The organism is Vibrio sp. (assembly GCF_984391705.1).
Window position 1 is genome coordinate 44,475 of sequence record NZ_CFHWOM010000006.1, and the last position, 16,316, is coordinate 60,790.

A 16,316-nucleotide genomic window follows, 5' to 3' on the forward strand; every position below is an offset into this window, starting at 1 on the left:
TCTAGGCTCCAAACTTCACACGAGGGTCAACGAGTGCAACGCACACGTCTGATAGAATGTTACCCAGTAATAAGATACAAGCGTTGATGGCGACAATACCCATCACCACTGGGTAATCACGTTCAACAATTGATTCGTAGCCCAATAGACCAATTCCGTTAATGTCGAAAATGACTTCAATCAGAAAAGAACCGGTCATGAAAAAGAGCAGTGAATTACCAAAATGGCTAGCTATTGGAATCAAGCTGTTTCGCAGCGCATGCTTACGAATCGCTTCACGAAAAGGCAGACCTTTGGCGATTGCCGTTCGAATATAGTCTGATGAGAGGTTTTCCATCAGGTTGTTTTTCATCGTCATTGTCAAGGTGGCAAAATCACCTATCAAGTAACAAATCAAGGGCAGTACAGCGTGCCATGCAATATCTTTGATTTGGTCATAGACGCTAGTCAAATCATCGAAATCTTCATCAGCAAACCCACCCATTGGGAACCACTCTAAGTGGTAGCTAAACAAGGTAATAAGCAGTACGCCAACAACGTATCCGGGCAGTGCATAGCCAACAAAAATCATGATTGATGATGCTGAGTCAAATACGCTGCCATGCTTCAACGCTTTAAAGTAACCCAAAGGAATTGAGATGAAGTAGCTGACAAAAAAGGTAACGCCACCGTACAGAAGAGAAATTGGTAAACGTTCGAAGATCATATCAGTAACAGGCTCGTAGTAACGGGTAGACTCCCCCAAATCAAAATGAGCAAGTCGAGTCAACCAGTCGATGTAAGCTTCTGTTACAGGCTTATCCAAACCGTAGAATTTATTTAGATCAGCCATCTGATCTTCGGACAACGCCGAGTTCTGACCAACCACACTCACGCCTGCGCCATCGCCTTGCGGTTGCATGTTAGCCAGCATTCTTTCGACAGGTCCGCCAGGTACAAAGCGCGTAATCGCGAATATTAAGATAGTGATCCCGAGAAACGTTGGTACAACTAATGCCAAGCGCTTCAGTAAATATGCAATCATGTTTACTAGCCAAACTCCGTGTAAAGCAATAGCTGGCAAATATAAACAAACATATTAAGTAGTCAAATGGTTACATTTATGTACATTTCCATACAAATAGACCACACAAGCCCGCACATTAACTACATTTCAACAACTAACGTTAAAGCAATCGTTTTCATTTAGTTCAATAAATTGATCGAATAAATATAAAGTTTTTCTGACCGAGTTGATTGCGCTATGGCGACACATCAAGAACATTGCGTTCGGTTTATTTCAACCCTCTAGTCACTTAATCAGTGACAGGCAAATCTCGACACAAAAAAGCCAGCGATATTCGCTGGCTTTCTACATTGCATAATAGCTTAAATAGTTACAGTTAGCGGAGGTTCTGGGACTTCAAGAAAGCACGCTATGACTCGATACAATTCACCCTCTGCGACCGTTATCTTACCATCGGATTCAATCGCTAAACGACAGGCTTTCACAAACTGCCACCGTTGCATTGGTTTAAGCTGAAGTAGCAACTCTAAAGCTGTGCGGCTCAGTCGCCAGTTTTTATTGGCACCTTCCAAGGGAGCTGGATTAAACCCTATAGAGTGTAGCGCTGTATTGAATGCTCGCTGTGCCTCTTCTTGCTCAGAGTGAGTCACCCATGCCAATTCACGGAGCAACCAATGTACACTTTCTTCAAGTTGGTTGAGGTTTTTGTTTTGTCGCGTAGTGCCAAATGGAGCAATAAGCTGCTTTTCGAGCAAGTTAATTACGCACCATTCACTTAACGAGTAATGATTATCGGTTTGAGACAATTCACGTAATACTTCACATAACCTAACCTTCTGCCCTTCACTCAACGACTTTAGCGCTGGCACAGCGAGTTCGAGAAGTGGCAATCTTAAATGCAGAGGTAATTCGTAATCTAGCCACGGCAATAATTTAGCATGAGAAACAGTGGGAATGTGTCCTTTAATCATTTCACGTTGTTCATTACTGCCATCGAAAATCAATAGTAACGCGATGAAGCGGGAACTATATGGTTCGCGTGCTATCTCTAGTAAGTCTTGAGGTAACTGACCAATAAGCTGTTTACCTGTGTCACTCATTTCTTTGGAAGTAGTCACACTAGCTGACGCAAAACCACTCACTTGCTCGTGAGCAAATGCCGAAGTTTCAACATGGCTTTTGCCAGAAAAACAACCATCCCAATTGGGCTCGATACGACGTATTCGCTCTTCGAGTGGCGGATGAGTTGCAAACCATCCACTAAACCCTGATAGATTGCTTTGCCCAAACATCATGTGGCTCATTTGATTACTTGCTCTAGCATTCAAGCTAGAACCAGATGTATGCCCACCGATCTTCTTCAAAGCGCCAGCAATGCCTTGGTCATTACGAGTAAACTGAACGGCACTGGCATCGGCTAAAAACTCTCGTTGACGAGAGATAGCTGCTTTTATCATCGAGCCAAACAAGGTTCCTATCCAACCAAGGACCAAACATACAATCGCAATTAGAATGATGACCATAAAGCCTTTATCAGACTCTGAAGAACTTCTTGATACACGGCTGGTATGATGGGTATTGTCCAAAACTAAATGGCCTAAGTGGGCAATACAAGTAATACCAAACAAGACGCCAATCAACCGCGTATTCAGACGCATGTCACCATTTAAAACATGACTAAACTCATGGGCAATTACGCCTTGCAATTCATCTCGCGTAAAACTATCTAAAGCTCCTTGTGTCACGCCGATAACGGCATCATCTATACTCATGCCCGCAGCAAAAGCATTAATCCCCTGCTCTTTTGGCATCACATAAACGGGAGGAACAGGGATCCCGGACGCGATTGCCATCTCTTCAACGACGTTTAACAACTGCCTATGTTTGGTATCTAACGTATTAGAAGAGATGAGTTTCCCTCCAATACTCTCTGCAACACCTCGCCCACCATTAGACGAAAGCTCAGATAGACGAAACATTGAGCTTACTGCGACGACTAAAACCACTCCTGCAAAACAGAGAAGTAAATATTGGAGCGCGATTTGCTCATCAAAAGGCTCTCCAGTCACCCCGTAATAGATGGCTATCGACAGTACACTTACCAACGCGGTAATACTTAATACGGCCAATGCAAATAAAAACACCAAAAGCCCCGTACGTTGACGTGCGGTATCTTGATGAACAAAGAAATCCATTAGAATTCAACCTTTGGTGCTTCCTGGATTGCTTCACTGTCGGCAAACTCCAATAACTTGCCATCTTGAAAGCTAAACATGTTGGCAAATAGCACTGGTGGAAAGGTTTGCTTGTAAGTGTTGTAGCTGGTTACAGAGTCATTAAATGCTTGACGAGCGAAGGCTACTTTATTTTCTGTACTGGTTAGCTCTTCTTGGAGTTGACTCATCGTTTCGTTTGCCTTTAATTCTGGGTAAGCTTCAACAACGACATTCAATTTCCCTAATGCGTTTTGCAACATACTCTCTGCTTGCGCCAATTGGCTAATCGCGGAATCGCTATCTGGGGCATCACTCGCTGCCTTCAAGCCAGAAATCGCTTGGTTACGTGCTTGAATCACTCGTTCAAAGGTTTCTTTTTCATGCTCCATGTACCCTTTTGCTGTGCTAACAAGGTTTGGAATGAGATCGTAACGACGTTTTAACTGCACCTCGATTTGAGCGAAACTGTTTTTAAAACGATTTCGCAAAGTCACGAGTTTGTTGTAAATGCTAACGGCGAACGCAGCGATAAGTAAGATGAAGACAATAAAAACAATAAGTGAAGTCATAATAGATTCCGTTTTATAGATTTATTTAGGCTTTATATAAGCTATTGAGATAATTAGCAAATTAGACTAATCGACTTTATTAAGAACGCTGGGCACTTCATGCCATTTCTTTTACGCGTCAGTTACAAGTGCTTGTTGAATTTTATCCTTGTTTCTAGATAAGTAGTCTATGTCATTAAGATAAGCTTGAAGGTGGCCTTGCTCGATATTCTGAGCAAAAGAGACATTCCCATTCTCCGCTTCTTCACGCATAAAAGAGACTAACGCGTTTAACCGCATAACCATGGCTTCGGCCAAATGTACTCTTTCCGACTGAGTAGCCCCATAGCCATCACAAAAAATTCTTGCCCGAGAAATCTGTTCTGGAAGATCACCCAGTTTATCGTTGCTGTCGGTTTTAAAAGGTGCCCAGCAATATACTGAATACGCTAGGTCCCACCACCTCGGAGCTGGATGGGCAGTGTCGAAGTCAAACACACCAACCACAGAGTTGCCTGAAAGAGCGACATTGTATGGCGTGAAATCACCATGGCAAACAACCTCGAACGGCTCTTTTGGTTCCAGCATCCAACGATGAGATGCCACATCAATTTGATCGAGAAAAGCAACACTAGAGTCGTGAATGATTCGGAGCATTTTCGCGGCAGAAACAATCGCATCAGTAGAGGCGATCGCTCCAACTAAGGGGTAATTGTATGTATCACCTGAAACGAAGCTCAAGACTTCTTGTTGTTCTCTAGTACCTACAAACCTTGGACATCCGTGTACATTGGACTGTTCAAAATGCTTTAACAGCTTATGGACAGTAGGACTCCAAGAGTGAAGAGGCCGATAAACGACATCGCCTTCTTGGTAAATTGCAGCATCTCTTCCACCAGATAGTTCTTTCATACATCTCCTTGTTCTAGTCGCTCTGTTCTCGGGCACACCTACTTTCTAGAAGCGCATGATCATGTAGATGGTTAGCCCTCAAAGTGGTACCTGCATAATCCCCTTAATAAGGGTTACCGCGGAGCCGGTTAACTTAGTGCGGCCATTTGGCAAGAGCTCCGTTACTACATAGCCGCCGCGCTCAGATGCTTGATAGCCGTGTAGCTTTTGCTTGCCTAATTTTTCCGACCAATAAATAGATAAAGCACAATGGGCGGAACCTGTAACAGGGTCTTCATTAACACCAACCCAAGGTGCAAAGTACCTGGAAACAAAATCGACATCTTGACGTTCTGAGCGAGCCGTAATAAGAACACCACGACCTTTAGATTGCTTCATCGCATCAAAATTGGGGTTAAGGTTAAGTAGCGTTCCTTCGTGATCCACTTCGATAAACACCTTTGAATCAAATTGCCCAATAGAAACAACTGAACTTGTTTCAATACCTAAGTGTTTAAATAAATCAATTGGAGCCGGTGTATCGAGTTCGATAATAGGAGAAGGAAAGTCCAACTCGACGGTCGATTCGTTTACGTCAGCGGTTAACGTCCCTGATAATGTTTCGAAAGCGACACGATCACCTGATTCCACCAAGCCTTTTTCTCTAAGTACATGAGCAACGGCTAACGTACCGTGACCACAGAGTTTGACCTCTGATTTCGGCGTGAACCACCTCAACCTCATATCCGCAAGAGAGAGAAATGCAGTTTCAGAAACCGCCATTTCTTGAGCAATTGATAGCATTAGGCTTTCACTTAAACCGTGTGTTGTTATACAGGCTCCTGCAGGATTACCTTTGAATGGTTCTGTTGTAAACGAATCAACCTGATAGATTTCTAGTTCCATTAATAAATCTCATTTAAATACTGTCTGAGTTCACAAGCTCTCGACCCTACGAATTAATCATTCAAAGCCGATTTGATTCATTGTGCTTTCTTAAAAGCTGTTAAATACCCAGCTTTTCAATCAGCTCTAAAAATGATGTTTCGATGGCCTTTCCTGATGTGTCTATTTTTATTATGTCAGCTTGCCAAGGCTCGTAATGGCGATTCTGAACTTGTTTCCAGTCAGGTAGCCTTAAGTTTGTGATTTCACTTACGCGAGTGCTCACCCTTTGTTCATGCTCACTAGCATCAGAGCAGCATACCTCTATATTAACGAACCTAGCGCCAACACTTTCCGCTACCTCTTGCCATTCAACTCGTGTGATCTCGATAGGGTTACACGAGTCAGAAATACAATTGATGCCTAGACCTAAATTGTCTTTAATAATCCGGTAGCTTAATCGATAGCCTTCACCTTCAACTTGGACATTGCAGAGGTCCCTAAGGCCTTGTTCCACTGTATCGACGCGAACGTACATCGCACCAGTTTTAGCGGCTAATAGCTTCGCTAACGTTGACTTCCCAGAAGCTGGGAGACCAGAAAATATGTATAAAATTGGATGATTCACTCGACCTCCATTGCGTAAGCAATAAAGCTCACACCACAAACCCAAGGTTGCCTATCTGTAGGTCGCCCTATAGGGAAACAACCCGTTACTAAGCGCCTAATTTTAAGTACACACCTTTCTCTCGAAGCTGTGCTCGTAAATCTAACATTTGAATATTCGTTGATATGACCGAGAATAGATTTCCAATGGCTACAGCAAACATTAGACCTGCAGCATACCCATTCCATATGCCAAGGTTTGCTTGATAAAGCGTGTTAAATGCCATACAAAAGAAGATGATACTGGATACAAACATCCTCAACTCCCCACAGCTAAACTTGTATGCGTTGGTCGCATAGTCATACTTAATTTTGACTCTTGAGCTAAGCCCACCAAGCTTTACGTACATGGTGCTTTTACTGCTTTCGTAGGCAATATCATTAAGATCTAGTACTTTTTCTATGCGCTCTAACATGGCGTGACACTCGCTTAGGTTGACTAGGCAAAAGAGTATTATTCATCGCAATCAATTTCATAATCGAGTTAACAATTCCCAGCTCAAATCACGCATTGAGTAATGCGAGTGTTGCAGCTAACCTAACCACCACAACGAGCCTACTCAGGACACTACGCCGTATAGACTTAAAATGCCTTGAACTAAAATGACAATTGTCATGAGTCCATTATTATTCAGTATTAACTCAACTTTTTCGCAATGACCAAGCCATGATTACTACTACCGAGCAATGAGGACTCTTCACAGTTAGCAAGGTGATACGCGAGCCAAGCTTGGTATTGCTGCTCGGTCAGTTGATTTATCTCTTGACCAATAAAACGTACATAACCATCTGTTGCAACGTGTTTTTCTATACGAAAGCCAGAACGAGATGCTAACGATTCTATTTCGGACGGTTTGGCAAAGTAACCCGTTCTGAAAAATGGATCCACATCAGGAGAGGTCACTAAACCACTTTCATGTAACTCACTTAAAACCATTGGCGACACCAGTTCACTAGACATTTTTGCAAGCAAACCAGCAACAAAGAAGCGACTGATATAGGCGATAGCCACAACGCCATTAGGCTTTAAGATTCGATTTGCTTCTTTCATAACAGCCTCGCGATCTGATTTTGACTGTATGTGATAAAGCGGACCTAAAATCAATACGACATCTTGGCTATGGTTGGCTATAAAACTGACATCGTTTGCGTTTGCTTCGTGAACGGATAAAGTTAAAGACTGACGTTTAGCGTTATCTTTGAGCTGCTTAACTAACTCAGGAACCAGCTCAACTGCGGTCACTTCCATACCTTTTTTCGCATAATGAAGTGAGTATCGACCAGTTGCAGCCCCGAGCTCTGTTAAGTTCATTGCTGAAGTAACATAGGCCTCCAGCACACTCAATGTTGTATCAAACTCAATACGCGTAATGTTTTGAGAAACGAGTCGCTTCTCTTCATCAAACTTAGCGTAGTAATCCATATATTCATCTTGCACGACTGCCTCCTGTGCGAATTACGCCCGGTGAGTACTCTTGTTATCAATCACCGGTTATCTACCTAAAATAGCTCGTTGCACCTTTTATTCGCATTCGATGTTGCCAAATACTCCACGGCCTACCAACTGATCTTCACCTGCCAGATTTGAGCTGAACTCTGCTATTTGTGAACACGAATACTTTGAACTTACTTCCATTCGGAGGTCGAGTTTTCCATCGCCATCAATGTCGCCAGCCCATAATAGTTCAAAACGTGGATCGTCAATTTCGTAATCAGTCTGCTCTTCATTCCACAACAATTGCTCTATACCGTTACAAGTGAAAATTATCGAGAATTTCTGTTGTTCGATATTCCCTAAAGAATATAGAGTGCACTTGTGTCCGTTGAATTCAATGTCGATGGTAGAATCAGGTACTCCCAGATATGGCATGCCAACTATCGTTGCTTCTTTACCAGGCTCTGCAAAAGCCGTAGGTTGCAAAAATAGGAGGCATAAAAGTAGTCTCCACATTTTGAATCCCCTTCAATAAGTACACGACCAAAATATAACCAAATGTTTTATAAGAACTGATTCCATATCAGAACGCTGAGCATTGAATAATTCTTACAACCGTTTGGTGAGCACATCACCAAGGCAACAAACCAGTTTCTATACTTATATAATCGCGATTGTTTAATTGCTTGCTCTCTACTAGGTGACAAATCTTACTAGCAGAAGTTTTTGGTGACATATGCGCATCACTAGACCCCATTTCGGTAAGTAGCCTACCGGGGTGTATTGCTACTATTTTAATACCCAAGTCTTCGAGATCATCAGCAAGACAGAGCGTCAGCATGTTTTGTGCGGCTTTGCTTATTCGATACGAATATGAACACCCAGTACCCTTCGCTGCCAATTCAGATTGCATTTTGAGAGAACCTCTACGCGAGCTTATGTTAATGATTAATGGCTCAGCTGAGCGCTGTAATGAATCTAAACTCCCTTTCACTGTGGACAAGACACCAATACAGTTAATCTCAAATTCCTTCCGAAGATGCTCTGCAGAAGTAGATTCAAGCGTTGGAGCTTTTGTACCCGATCCAGCGTTGTTTATAACTAAATCGATGTTCACTGATCCCAACCACTCACTTAGCTTTGTCTCATACCGTTCGCAAGTCACGTCGCTAACCAAGATTTCCGCTTCTGGAAAGGCTTTAATAAGTTCCAACTTAGCGGTATTCGTGCGAACAACCAAGTACAGGCAATAGTCATTTTTATCAAACTCATGAGCTAGGGCTAATCCTAATCCACGATTTGCACCTGTAATAAGTACGTTTTTCATATCATTCCATTGCAATTTACACTTATTCGGAGCTCACCCTTGTATATTGCAATCTTATGCACATTGGTTCAATGAATCATCAATAACTTAAAGTGATGAAAGAAGGCTTATTTAGAAGATATTGCCGATTTCACGAAAAAACGGACATTTCCCCTATCTCAATCAGGTGGTAACGAGGATGTGGAGTGAACAATGACAAAAGAAAAGAGAGTTGATAATTCCCATAGATGAAATGGGCAATTGGCTAAACGATTTATTTACTGTATTTCAAAACACAAAAAACGAGCCATTTAGGCTCGCTTTACGTATCTGATTTCAGATTCTATTACAGTAGTTCTACCGACTGCTGAGCAATCACGAATTCTTCATTGGTTGGAATCACCATCGCTACTGCGCCCAGTATTTCTGACTTAGCGATTACGCCAGCGTTTCCGAAACGTGCTGCTTCATTGCCAGCTTCATCTTCAACAAAACCTAGAAGTTTTAGGTTGTTTAGGATTTCACGACGAATTGGCAGTGAGTTTTCACCAATACCGCCAGTAAAGATGACCGCGTCTAGGCTAGAAAGTGGTATAAGGTAAGATCCGATGTATTTAGCAACTCGGTATGTGAATACTTCAAAGGCTAGCTTAGCGCCCTCGTGACCATCTTCCATTGCTTCTAAAATGCCACGCGCATCAGACGTTAGGCCAGAAACACCTAGGAAGCCTGACTTCTTGTTTAGGGTGTCGAATACTTTCTCTGTCGTCCAACCTTTTTTGATTAAGAACTCAATCACACCTGGGTCTAGGTCACCAGAACGAGTACCCATCATTAAGCCAGCAAGTGGAGTAAAGCCCATAGATGTATCAACTGATTGACCGTTTTCAATCGCACATACTGATGCACCGTTACCTAAGTGAACAGAAATGAAGCTAGATTCTTCGATTGGCTTATTAATCATCTTCGCAGCTTCACGGCTTACGAAGTAATGGCTAGTGCCGTGGAAACCGTATCGGCGGATACCGTATTCTTTGTACAGCTCATTTGAAATTGCACCAGTAAATGCTTTTTGAGGCATTGTTTGGTGGAAAGCAGTATCGAACACAGCAAACTGAGGCAAGCTTGGGAAAGCTTGCATTGCAGCTTGAATACCTTTCGCGCCTGCTGGGTTGTGGAGCGGAGCCAAGTCAGACAGGTTTTCAATCTCTGCAAGCACTTCATCGTTAATACGAACTGTTGAAGTGAACTTCTCGCCACCATGTACGATACGGTGACCCACGGCAACTAAATCTTTCGTGAAACCTAATGTTTCCATCAAGGCAACAATGCGGTTAATAGCGTGTTGGTGATGATTGTCTGGCGCTGTGATCGCTTCTTCGGTTTTGTCACCATTGTATTTCCAGCTGATGACCGCTTCTGGTAAACCAAAGCATTCACCAAGACCAGATACGATTGCGTCACCAGACTTAGAGTCGATTACCGCAAACTTTAGTGATGAGCTACCTGAGTTGATAACCAGAACAAACGAATTAGACATGAGGGAGGTATCCTGTTTCAGACCGTGTATTGAAAGCACTATGCTTGTATCGTTATAGACTACATTATTCAATTTTTTTTGAAACTTTCAACTTTCTTTAGCTAGTTTAAACAAAACAAATAACTTTTGTTGATCTACAGCAACAGAATGTTTAATTCGACCACTAAATTTAATGTTAATTTTATAAATACCAAGTTCGCTCCTACACTGTTAGTACTGCATTCGTGTTCACTTAATCATCAACTAACACATTAACAATACTTCGTATTTTAAATGGTGGAAATTTGTTTACACTAGCCGTCATACTTATCACCGCAGGTATCTTGCTGCTGTTTCTCGGCCTTCTGCCTGCGAAGAAAATATGCGCCAAAACCAAGCACAAAAGTTGGTGGGCTCTGAGCATTCTTATTGGTTGTTTTATCTTTGGATACAGTTTTGTATTGGCTTCCTTACTCATATCTCAAACCATTGATAACATCCTTTTTGGCCTATCAATCATACTCTTCTCAGGCAGTATTTTTGTCTATATGGTGACAACGTTTAGTCTTACGACGATCAACAAACTGCACAACCTTGCTGAAGTAGAAAAGTACAATGCCCTTCATGATCCGCTCACATCCCTACCCAATCGAAAGCATTGCATTGAAACCATAAACTTCTTGATTGAAGGGAAAATCCCCTTCCAGCTAATGATTTTGGATATAGTCAACTTCAAGCAAGTAAACGATGGTATGGGTCATTTTTGCGGAGACCAACTATTGATCCAAATTGGCCAGCGAATTGCTTCAAACATTAGAACGGGAGATTTCGTTGCCCGTATAGGTGGGGATGAGTTTATCGTTATCTGCCCTAAACTAGACGAAGTAACGGCGCAATCAATCGCTAAAGCTATTAATCTCGAGTTAAAAAGTGCTTTCTCTATAGACGGGTTTGAGCTAACAAGTAGTGCGGTTGTCGGCATCAGCAGTTATCCCGAGCAAGGTGGTGATGCTGAGCAAATCATTAATGCCGCCGATGTCGCGATGTATTGGGCGAAGAAAAGTGGTTTAGAGAGCGCTAAGTATGATAGTTCAATGAAGCTAGGAGCACGCAAAAAGCTTGAAATATCCCGCGCCATTGACAATGCGCTTGAACAGAAACAGTTCCAAGTCTTCTATCAGCCGATTGTATGTGGAAAGCTTGATATCGTCCGAGGTTACGAGGCTCTTATACGTTGGGTAACTCCAGATGGTACAACGATCAGCCCTATCGACTTCATACCTATAGCCGAGCAAAGCAACAAGATAACGTCAATAACCGAGTGGTTGCTTGAAAAGGTCGTTCAGGATATTAGTAAATTTCATCGAAACGGAATCTACAGCCCAGTCCATGTAAACTTATCAGCCAAAGACCTGATGGGAAAAAACCTCGAAAACCAACTGACAAAATTAACCAGCCAATTTCCAACACTGACGAGCTCACTGGTACTAGAGATCACGGAAAGTACAGCGATAAACCGACTACGCAGCCCTGAAAAGCTGCTGGCCAAATTAAAGAAACTTGGCTTTAAAATTAGTCTTGACGACTTTGGAACTGGCTACTCCTCACTATCCTTACTTCGTGACCTGCCAGTGGATCAAATAAAGATAGATCGTTCATTTCTCTATCGTTTGAACGAGAACCAACGCAACCGCTCTATTATTGCAAACGCAATATCTCTTGCTCATGGACTGGGATACACAGTCGTTGCAGAAGGAGTTGAACAACGTGAGATGCTAGAGATCCTAAAAGATTACGGCTGCGACTATATTCAAGGTTTTTACTATAGCCCTGCCGTTCCTATAGAAGAAGCCATTCGTTGGACTCAACTCCACAATCCTCCTCAAATTGGAGAGCTTGCCTTAAACCGTTAGGCAGAGTGCCACTGTAAAGTGATTGTTTCACGGCGAGAAAACAAGTGCACATGCGATTCAATTATAGCAATCACTCCCTTGAGCTTGTGTTCATCTTCAGCCTTACATTGAATCAATAAATTATCCTCCTCGACTCGCATTGTAGCTTCCCCCATAGGGAAATTGACATGTCCATTCAGATCGTCCCATTTCGCTTCTACCTTTCTTGAAAAGTGACGGCATAACACAGTGAGGTACTTGCTTGCGTGCTCAGATTGAATCGTTGTAGTTTGAATCATTGATATTGCTCCATGTAAAAAAGCTGCCCATACGGGCAGCAAAGCGTTTAAAGCTAAAGGATTGAAACGAATTATTCGGTTTCTGTTTGTATAAAGAGAGTCAGAATTGGTAAGCCGCTGACAGCTTAAAGTTACGCCCTGGCTCATAATCATCAGCTTTGATATCACCTACTACACCAGTTTTCGATGCATGTGAGGCGTATTCAGCATCGAATACATTATCAATACCAAAGGTAATCGAGAGGTCTTCTACACCTGAAGGTATCCACTGCGCATAAAGGTTATGGACATTGTAAGCCTCCTTCACTGGAGCACCTTCAAGAACGTTATCTTCTTCAAGTACAACAATAGACGTCCAACCGAAAATGGTGTCAATAGAATCTGCTTGGTAATCTAACGTTAAGGCAATACTGTCACCCACATCTGTACTTCGCGCTGAGCGTCCCAACGTGTTTAGAACAGGCCCGCCATTAGTTTTGTCTCTGTTATCCGAGCGTGAATATGAGAGCTTGGATGTGAAGTTTTCATAGCCATAGCTCGTACTTAGCTCAAAGCCTTTGATCTCCATATCGCCATGATTGAAGATTCGGTAACCGCCAGTAGCGCCGTTGTAAGCCGCTATGATGTAATCATCGATTTCCGTTTTAAAAAGCGTCAAATTCGCACTAACGTGATGTTCTTGGATTTGTTTGTTAAAACGCACGCCGCCTTGAGTATTCAGACCAGTTTCTGCTTTGATATCATCGTCTAAGATCGCGACTTCTTGGTACTTAACAAAAGACTCCAATAGTTCAGGACCTTTAAATAGACTTCTCGCACTAGCAAATAGCAACCAGTCTGGATGGATTTGCCACTCAGACGCTAAAGCCCATGTCACCCCATCAAAGTTATCTGTACCTACTTCTGCGTCACGCTTGTAGTCGTCATAACGCAAACCAGCCGTAATGCTTAAGGTGTCTAAAATAAACCATTGATTCTCAGCAAAAACAGCAGAGCTCGTGGCGTTCTCATCTGCGTATTTTTCACTGCCATAAGTACTGGTGCTGTTCTTATTCATGTAGTCGACACCGTAGGTAAGTGTACTTTCCACATCAGCAAATGAATGGTCCGTTTGAAATTGAGCATTCAGTCCAGTGTTTCGATTTTCCGCACTGTTAACAGAAAGGCGATCAGCAGGCCAGCGGCTCTTGACTTGTGACTCATCGCGAATGATTTCTGTTCGTGTGTTATACAGAGACACTTTGCCTCGATTACCTTCTCCTTTAAGTTCATAGGATAAAGTAATTGTGTCACGGTTATAGTCTGTCGGGATAAGTTCATCGTTGGATCGTGATTTAATGGCATCGACCGACCAATCTGGGCGAGGGCTATAATCGCCACTATCGCGATATAGGTCATAAGCTAACTCAAAACGATGCTTTGCCGAAGGTTCAAAGCCTATTTTACCCAACACGTTATAGGTATCACCTTCGACACCGATTGAATCAACCCCGCGGCCATCTTCAAAGTTGTCTCGCCTAACGTAATGACCATATAGCATTGTGTCAAAGCGTTCGCCAATAAGCCCATAAGCGGTGAGAGAGCCTTGTTGGCTCGCATTACTAGCGTACCCACCATACACACGCACCCCAAAACTTTCATCATAACGAAGCAAGTCTTTTGCATCCTTGGTTTCAAAATACACAGAACCACCGATACCGTTTTGAGTAACTGAATTGTTGCCCACCTGGATATCTGCACTTTTTAGAATGTCAGGGTTGAGTGTCAAGTTGCCTATATGGTGGAACATGTTTGCGTGCTGTGACGCGCCATCAAGACGAATATCCAAGTCAGTTTCATCTAACCCGCGGATGTTAATACGTTGATTGACAGAATGTGTGCCACCAACATCAACACCAGGAATATCGCGGAGTAAGTCCGACATATGATCCGCCTGTTTTAGTGACATGTCCTGTGCACCGACTGACTCTGTGTTACTCGATACTTTCGTTCCCCAAACCAACACTTCATCAAAATAGCTTGTTTCTTCTGCACACACCGGTGCACTTATCGCCACACTAACAGCACAACAGATAATGGTTTTGTTTAGTGGTATGCGATTGACCCTTCCCATGAGACATATTCCTAGTTGGTAATGATAACAATTCGCATGTATGATAAATGTCAATTTTATTAACGAGAAGAATTTGTCGTTATGCAAAAACGCATAACTGTTATGAGGAATCGAGAAATGGTGTCTGCTTCGCCCTCCCCAGCACATCTCCCTAAAGTTGTGTTGACTAAAACTGTGGTTGAAAATGAGCGCAGCATCATTGTCAGTCAAAATAAATACAACAGCACCCCAGTGATTGAAGGCGCGTTAATCAACTATAATGCCCCTGAAGCGTTTATTTTATATAGTGGCACAAGCCATGAGCTGATCGACTCACATGTGGTTTCCTCCGTAAAACCTGCTGTTATTATCACCATTGTCATCGATGGTAAGCTCACTTTTGGCTACGATGACGTCGAATTCACACTCGATGGTTCAAAGCGTATAGAGGTCGTAATGATTAACTTAACGCAACCTGTACGCTTCTACCGGAGTATTGAAAAAGATAACCGTCTAACCAAGGTAAATATCGTTGTATCGCCCAGTTGGCTCAATTCTAGGCTAAGCAAAAACGACCGACGCCATCACTTTACATTGAGCCACTTAAATAATATCAAAGTACCGATCACCGATGAGATACACACCGTTGTACGCGAAATCCTTAGTAGCGTTCAGCCCGCTGACTTCTTGCAAAAACTTCGGCTAGAATCACTTGCACTAAGTGTTATCCAACAAATGTTTACCTTAGTCTACAACGCGCCAAGGATACAAAGTGCCCCCCAAGAGCCTAATCAATCAACGCGCATTAAAAGTATCCTCTACTTCATCGAAACACATTTAGATGCGCCGCTAGATCTCGAAAGCCTTGCGACCAAGCTCTCGATGAGTAGTTCAAATCTTCAGAGAATATTCAAAGAAGAGCTAGGCATCACAGTCAAAAAGTACATTCGTCAACGTAGGCTCTATTTAGCCAAAGCGAACTTAGAGAGAGGGATAGTCACAATCACTGAAGCGGCCTATGAAGCGGGATACACACACCCAGCCAACTTTACCATTGCATTCAAAAAAGAATTTGGCATTCCCCCAGCAAAAGTAGTACAACAAAGTTAATCATCACTTAGTGAAGCAAAGCTTTACCGCGCGATTAACGAGGTACACATGAATATTGGCGCCGTCTCTAAGCTCACAGGCCTGTCTAGCAAATCTATACGTCTCTATGAAGAAAAAGGCCTCATCACCTCCCCCTCTCGAAGTGAATCAGGGTACCGAGAGTACAGTGATCAGCACGTACAGGAACTCAATTTAATTTCAAGGGCCAAAAACGCGGGCTTCTCACTGCATGAATGCAAAGAGTTTGTTGAATTGGCTCATAACCCTAACCGCAAAAGCAGCGAAGTGAAGGCTAAAGCTCAAGAGAAGCTCCTAGAAGTGGAAATTAAAATCCGAGAATTGAGAGAGATAGAGAAGCAGTTAAAACAATGGGTTTCTACTTGCCCAGGAGATTCAGGCAGCAAGTGCCCAATCATCGAGGACTTAACTAAGTAGTCAGCAGATGACAAAC

At 42.7% G+C, this 16,316-nt stretch carries 16 protein-coding genes; 3 read left to right on the top strand and 13 right to left on the bottom strand.

Translation table 11 applies throughout. The annotated features are described in order from the left end of the window. Nucleotide 1 precedes the first annotated feature (1 nt). The 11 genes from AC4MRV_RS06660 to AC4MRV_RS06710 form a co-directional block, all read right to left on the bottom strand. Nucleotides 2-1,024 (bottom strand): ABC transporter permease subunit, encoded by a 1,023-nt coding sequence (locus tag AC4MRV_RS06660; protein WP_491186646.1) that lies wholly within the window; start codon nt 1,022-1,024, stop codon nt 2-4. A gap of 344 nt (nt 1,025-1,368) precedes the next feature. Beyond that, complete coding sequence (locus tag AC4MRV_RS06665) at nt 1,369-3,201, bottom strand: M48 family metallopeptidase (RefSeq protein ID WP_491186647.1); 1,833 nt, start codon at nt 3,199-3,201, stop codon at nt 1,369-1,371. Then, nucleotides 3,201-3,791, bottom strand: a complete 591-nt coding sequence (locus tag AC4MRV_RS06670; protein WP_491186648.1) for a LemA family protein — start codon at nt 3,789-3,791, stop codon at nt 3,201-3,203. Before AC4MRV_RS06670 ends, AC4MRV_RS06665 begins: the two co-directional genes overlap by 1 nt. A 111-nt stretch (nt 3,792-3,902) precedes the next feature. Then, nucleotides 3,903-4,682, bottom strand: a complete 780-nt coding sequence (locus AC4MRV_RS06675) for a phosphotransferase (protein ID WP_491186649.1) — start codon at nt 4,680-4,682, stop codon at nt 3,903-3,905. A 78-nt stretch (nt 4,683-4,760) separates the two neighbouring features. Further along, nucleotides 4,761-5,567: a PhzF family phenazine biosynthesis protein gene (locus AC4MRV_RS06680; protein ID WP_491186650.1), complete on the bottom strand. Its 807-nt coding sequence runs from the start codon at nt 5,565-5,567 to the stop codon at nt 4,761-4,763. Between the two features lie 100 nt (nt 5,568-5,667). Beyond that, complete coding sequence (locus tag AC4MRV_RS06685; RefSeq protein ID WP_491186651.1) at nt 5,668-6,174, bottom strand: P-loop nucleotide/nucleoside kinase family protein; 507 nt, start codon at nt 6,172-6,174, stop codon at nt 5,668-5,670. Nucleotides 6,175-6,262: 88 nt separating this feature from the next. Further along, on the bottom strand, nt 6,263-6,628 hold the full coding sequence (locus tag AC4MRV_RS06690) for a hypothetical protein (RefSeq protein ID WP_491186652.1): 366 nt from the start codon (nt 6,626-6,628) through the stop codon (nt 6,263-6,265). Nucleotides 6,629-6,849: 221 nt separating this feature from the next. Beyond that, entirely contained in the window at nt 6,850-7,650 is an 801-nt protein-coding gene (locus AC4MRV_RS06695) for a class I SAM-dependent methyltransferase (RefSeq protein ID WP_491186653.1), read from the bottom strand. Nucleotides 7,651-7,734: 84 nt separating this feature from the next. Next, nucleotides 7,735-8,163, bottom strand: coding sequence for a hypothetical protein (locus tag AC4MRV_RS06700; RefSeq protein ID WP_491186654.1), 429 nt, complete (start codon nt 8,161-8,163; stop codon nt 7,735-7,737). 115 nt (nt 8,164-8,278) lie between these two features. Next, nucleotides 8,279-8,974: an SDR family NAD(P)-dependent oxidoreductase gene (locus tag AC4MRV_RS06705; protein ID WP_491186655.1), complete on the bottom strand. Its 696-nt coding sequence runs from the start codon at nt 8,972-8,974 to the stop codon at nt 8,279-8,281. 325 nt (nt 8,975-9,299) lie between these two features. Then, on the bottom strand, nt 9,300-10,493 hold the full coding sequence (locus tag AC4MRV_RS06710; RefSeq protein ID WP_491186656.1) for an acetate/propionate family kinase: 1,194 nt from the start codon (nt 10,491-10,493) through the stop codon (nt 9,300-9,302). A gap of 284 nt (nt 10,494-10,777) precedes the next feature. Between AC4MRV_RS06710 and AC4MRV_RS06715 the strand changes: the two genes are divergently transcribed. Next, on the top strand, nt 10,778-12,385 hold the full coding sequence (locus AC4MRV_RS06715) for a putative bifunctional diguanylate cyclase/phosphodiesterase (protein WP_491186657.1): 1,608 nt from the start codon (nt 10,778-10,780) through the stop codon (nt 12,383-12,385). Here AC4MRV_RS06715 and AC4MRV_RS06720 read toward each other — a convergent pair. Then, a complete protein-coding gene (locus tag AC4MRV_RS06720; RefSeq protein ID WP_491186658.1) occupies nt 12,382-12,663 on the bottom strand; it encodes a DUF2218 domain-containing protein in 282 nt (93 codons plus the stop codon). The genes AC4MRV_RS06715 and AC4MRV_RS06720 overlap by 4 nt on opposite strands. Before the next feature lie 100 nt (nt 12,664-12,763). Further along, nucleotides 12,764-14,776 (bottom strand): TonB-dependent siderophore receptor, encoded by a 2,013-nt coding sequence (locus tag AC4MRV_RS06725; protein WP_491186659.1) that lies wholly within the window; start codon nt 14,774-14,776, stop codon nt 12,764-12,766. 117 nt (nt 14,777-14,893) lie between these two features. Between AC4MRV_RS06725 and AC4MRV_RS06730 the strand changes: the two genes are divergently transcribed. Both AC4MRV_RS06730 and cueR read left to right on the top strand, forming a co-directional pair. Continuing rightward, entirely contained in the window at nt 14,894-15,865 is a 972-nt protein-coding gene (locus AC4MRV_RS06730; RefSeq protein ID WP_491186660.1) for a helix-turn-helix transcriptional regulator, read from the top strand. Nucleotides 15,866-15,913: 48 nt separating this feature from the next. Next, nucleotides 15,914-16,300, top strand: a complete 387-nt coding sequence (gene cueR / locus AC4MRV_RS06735; protein ID WP_491186661.1) for a Cu(I)-responsive transcriptional regulator — start codon at nt 15,914-15,916, stop codon at nt 16,298-16,300. Nucleotides 16,301-16,316: the final 16 nt, after the last annotated feature.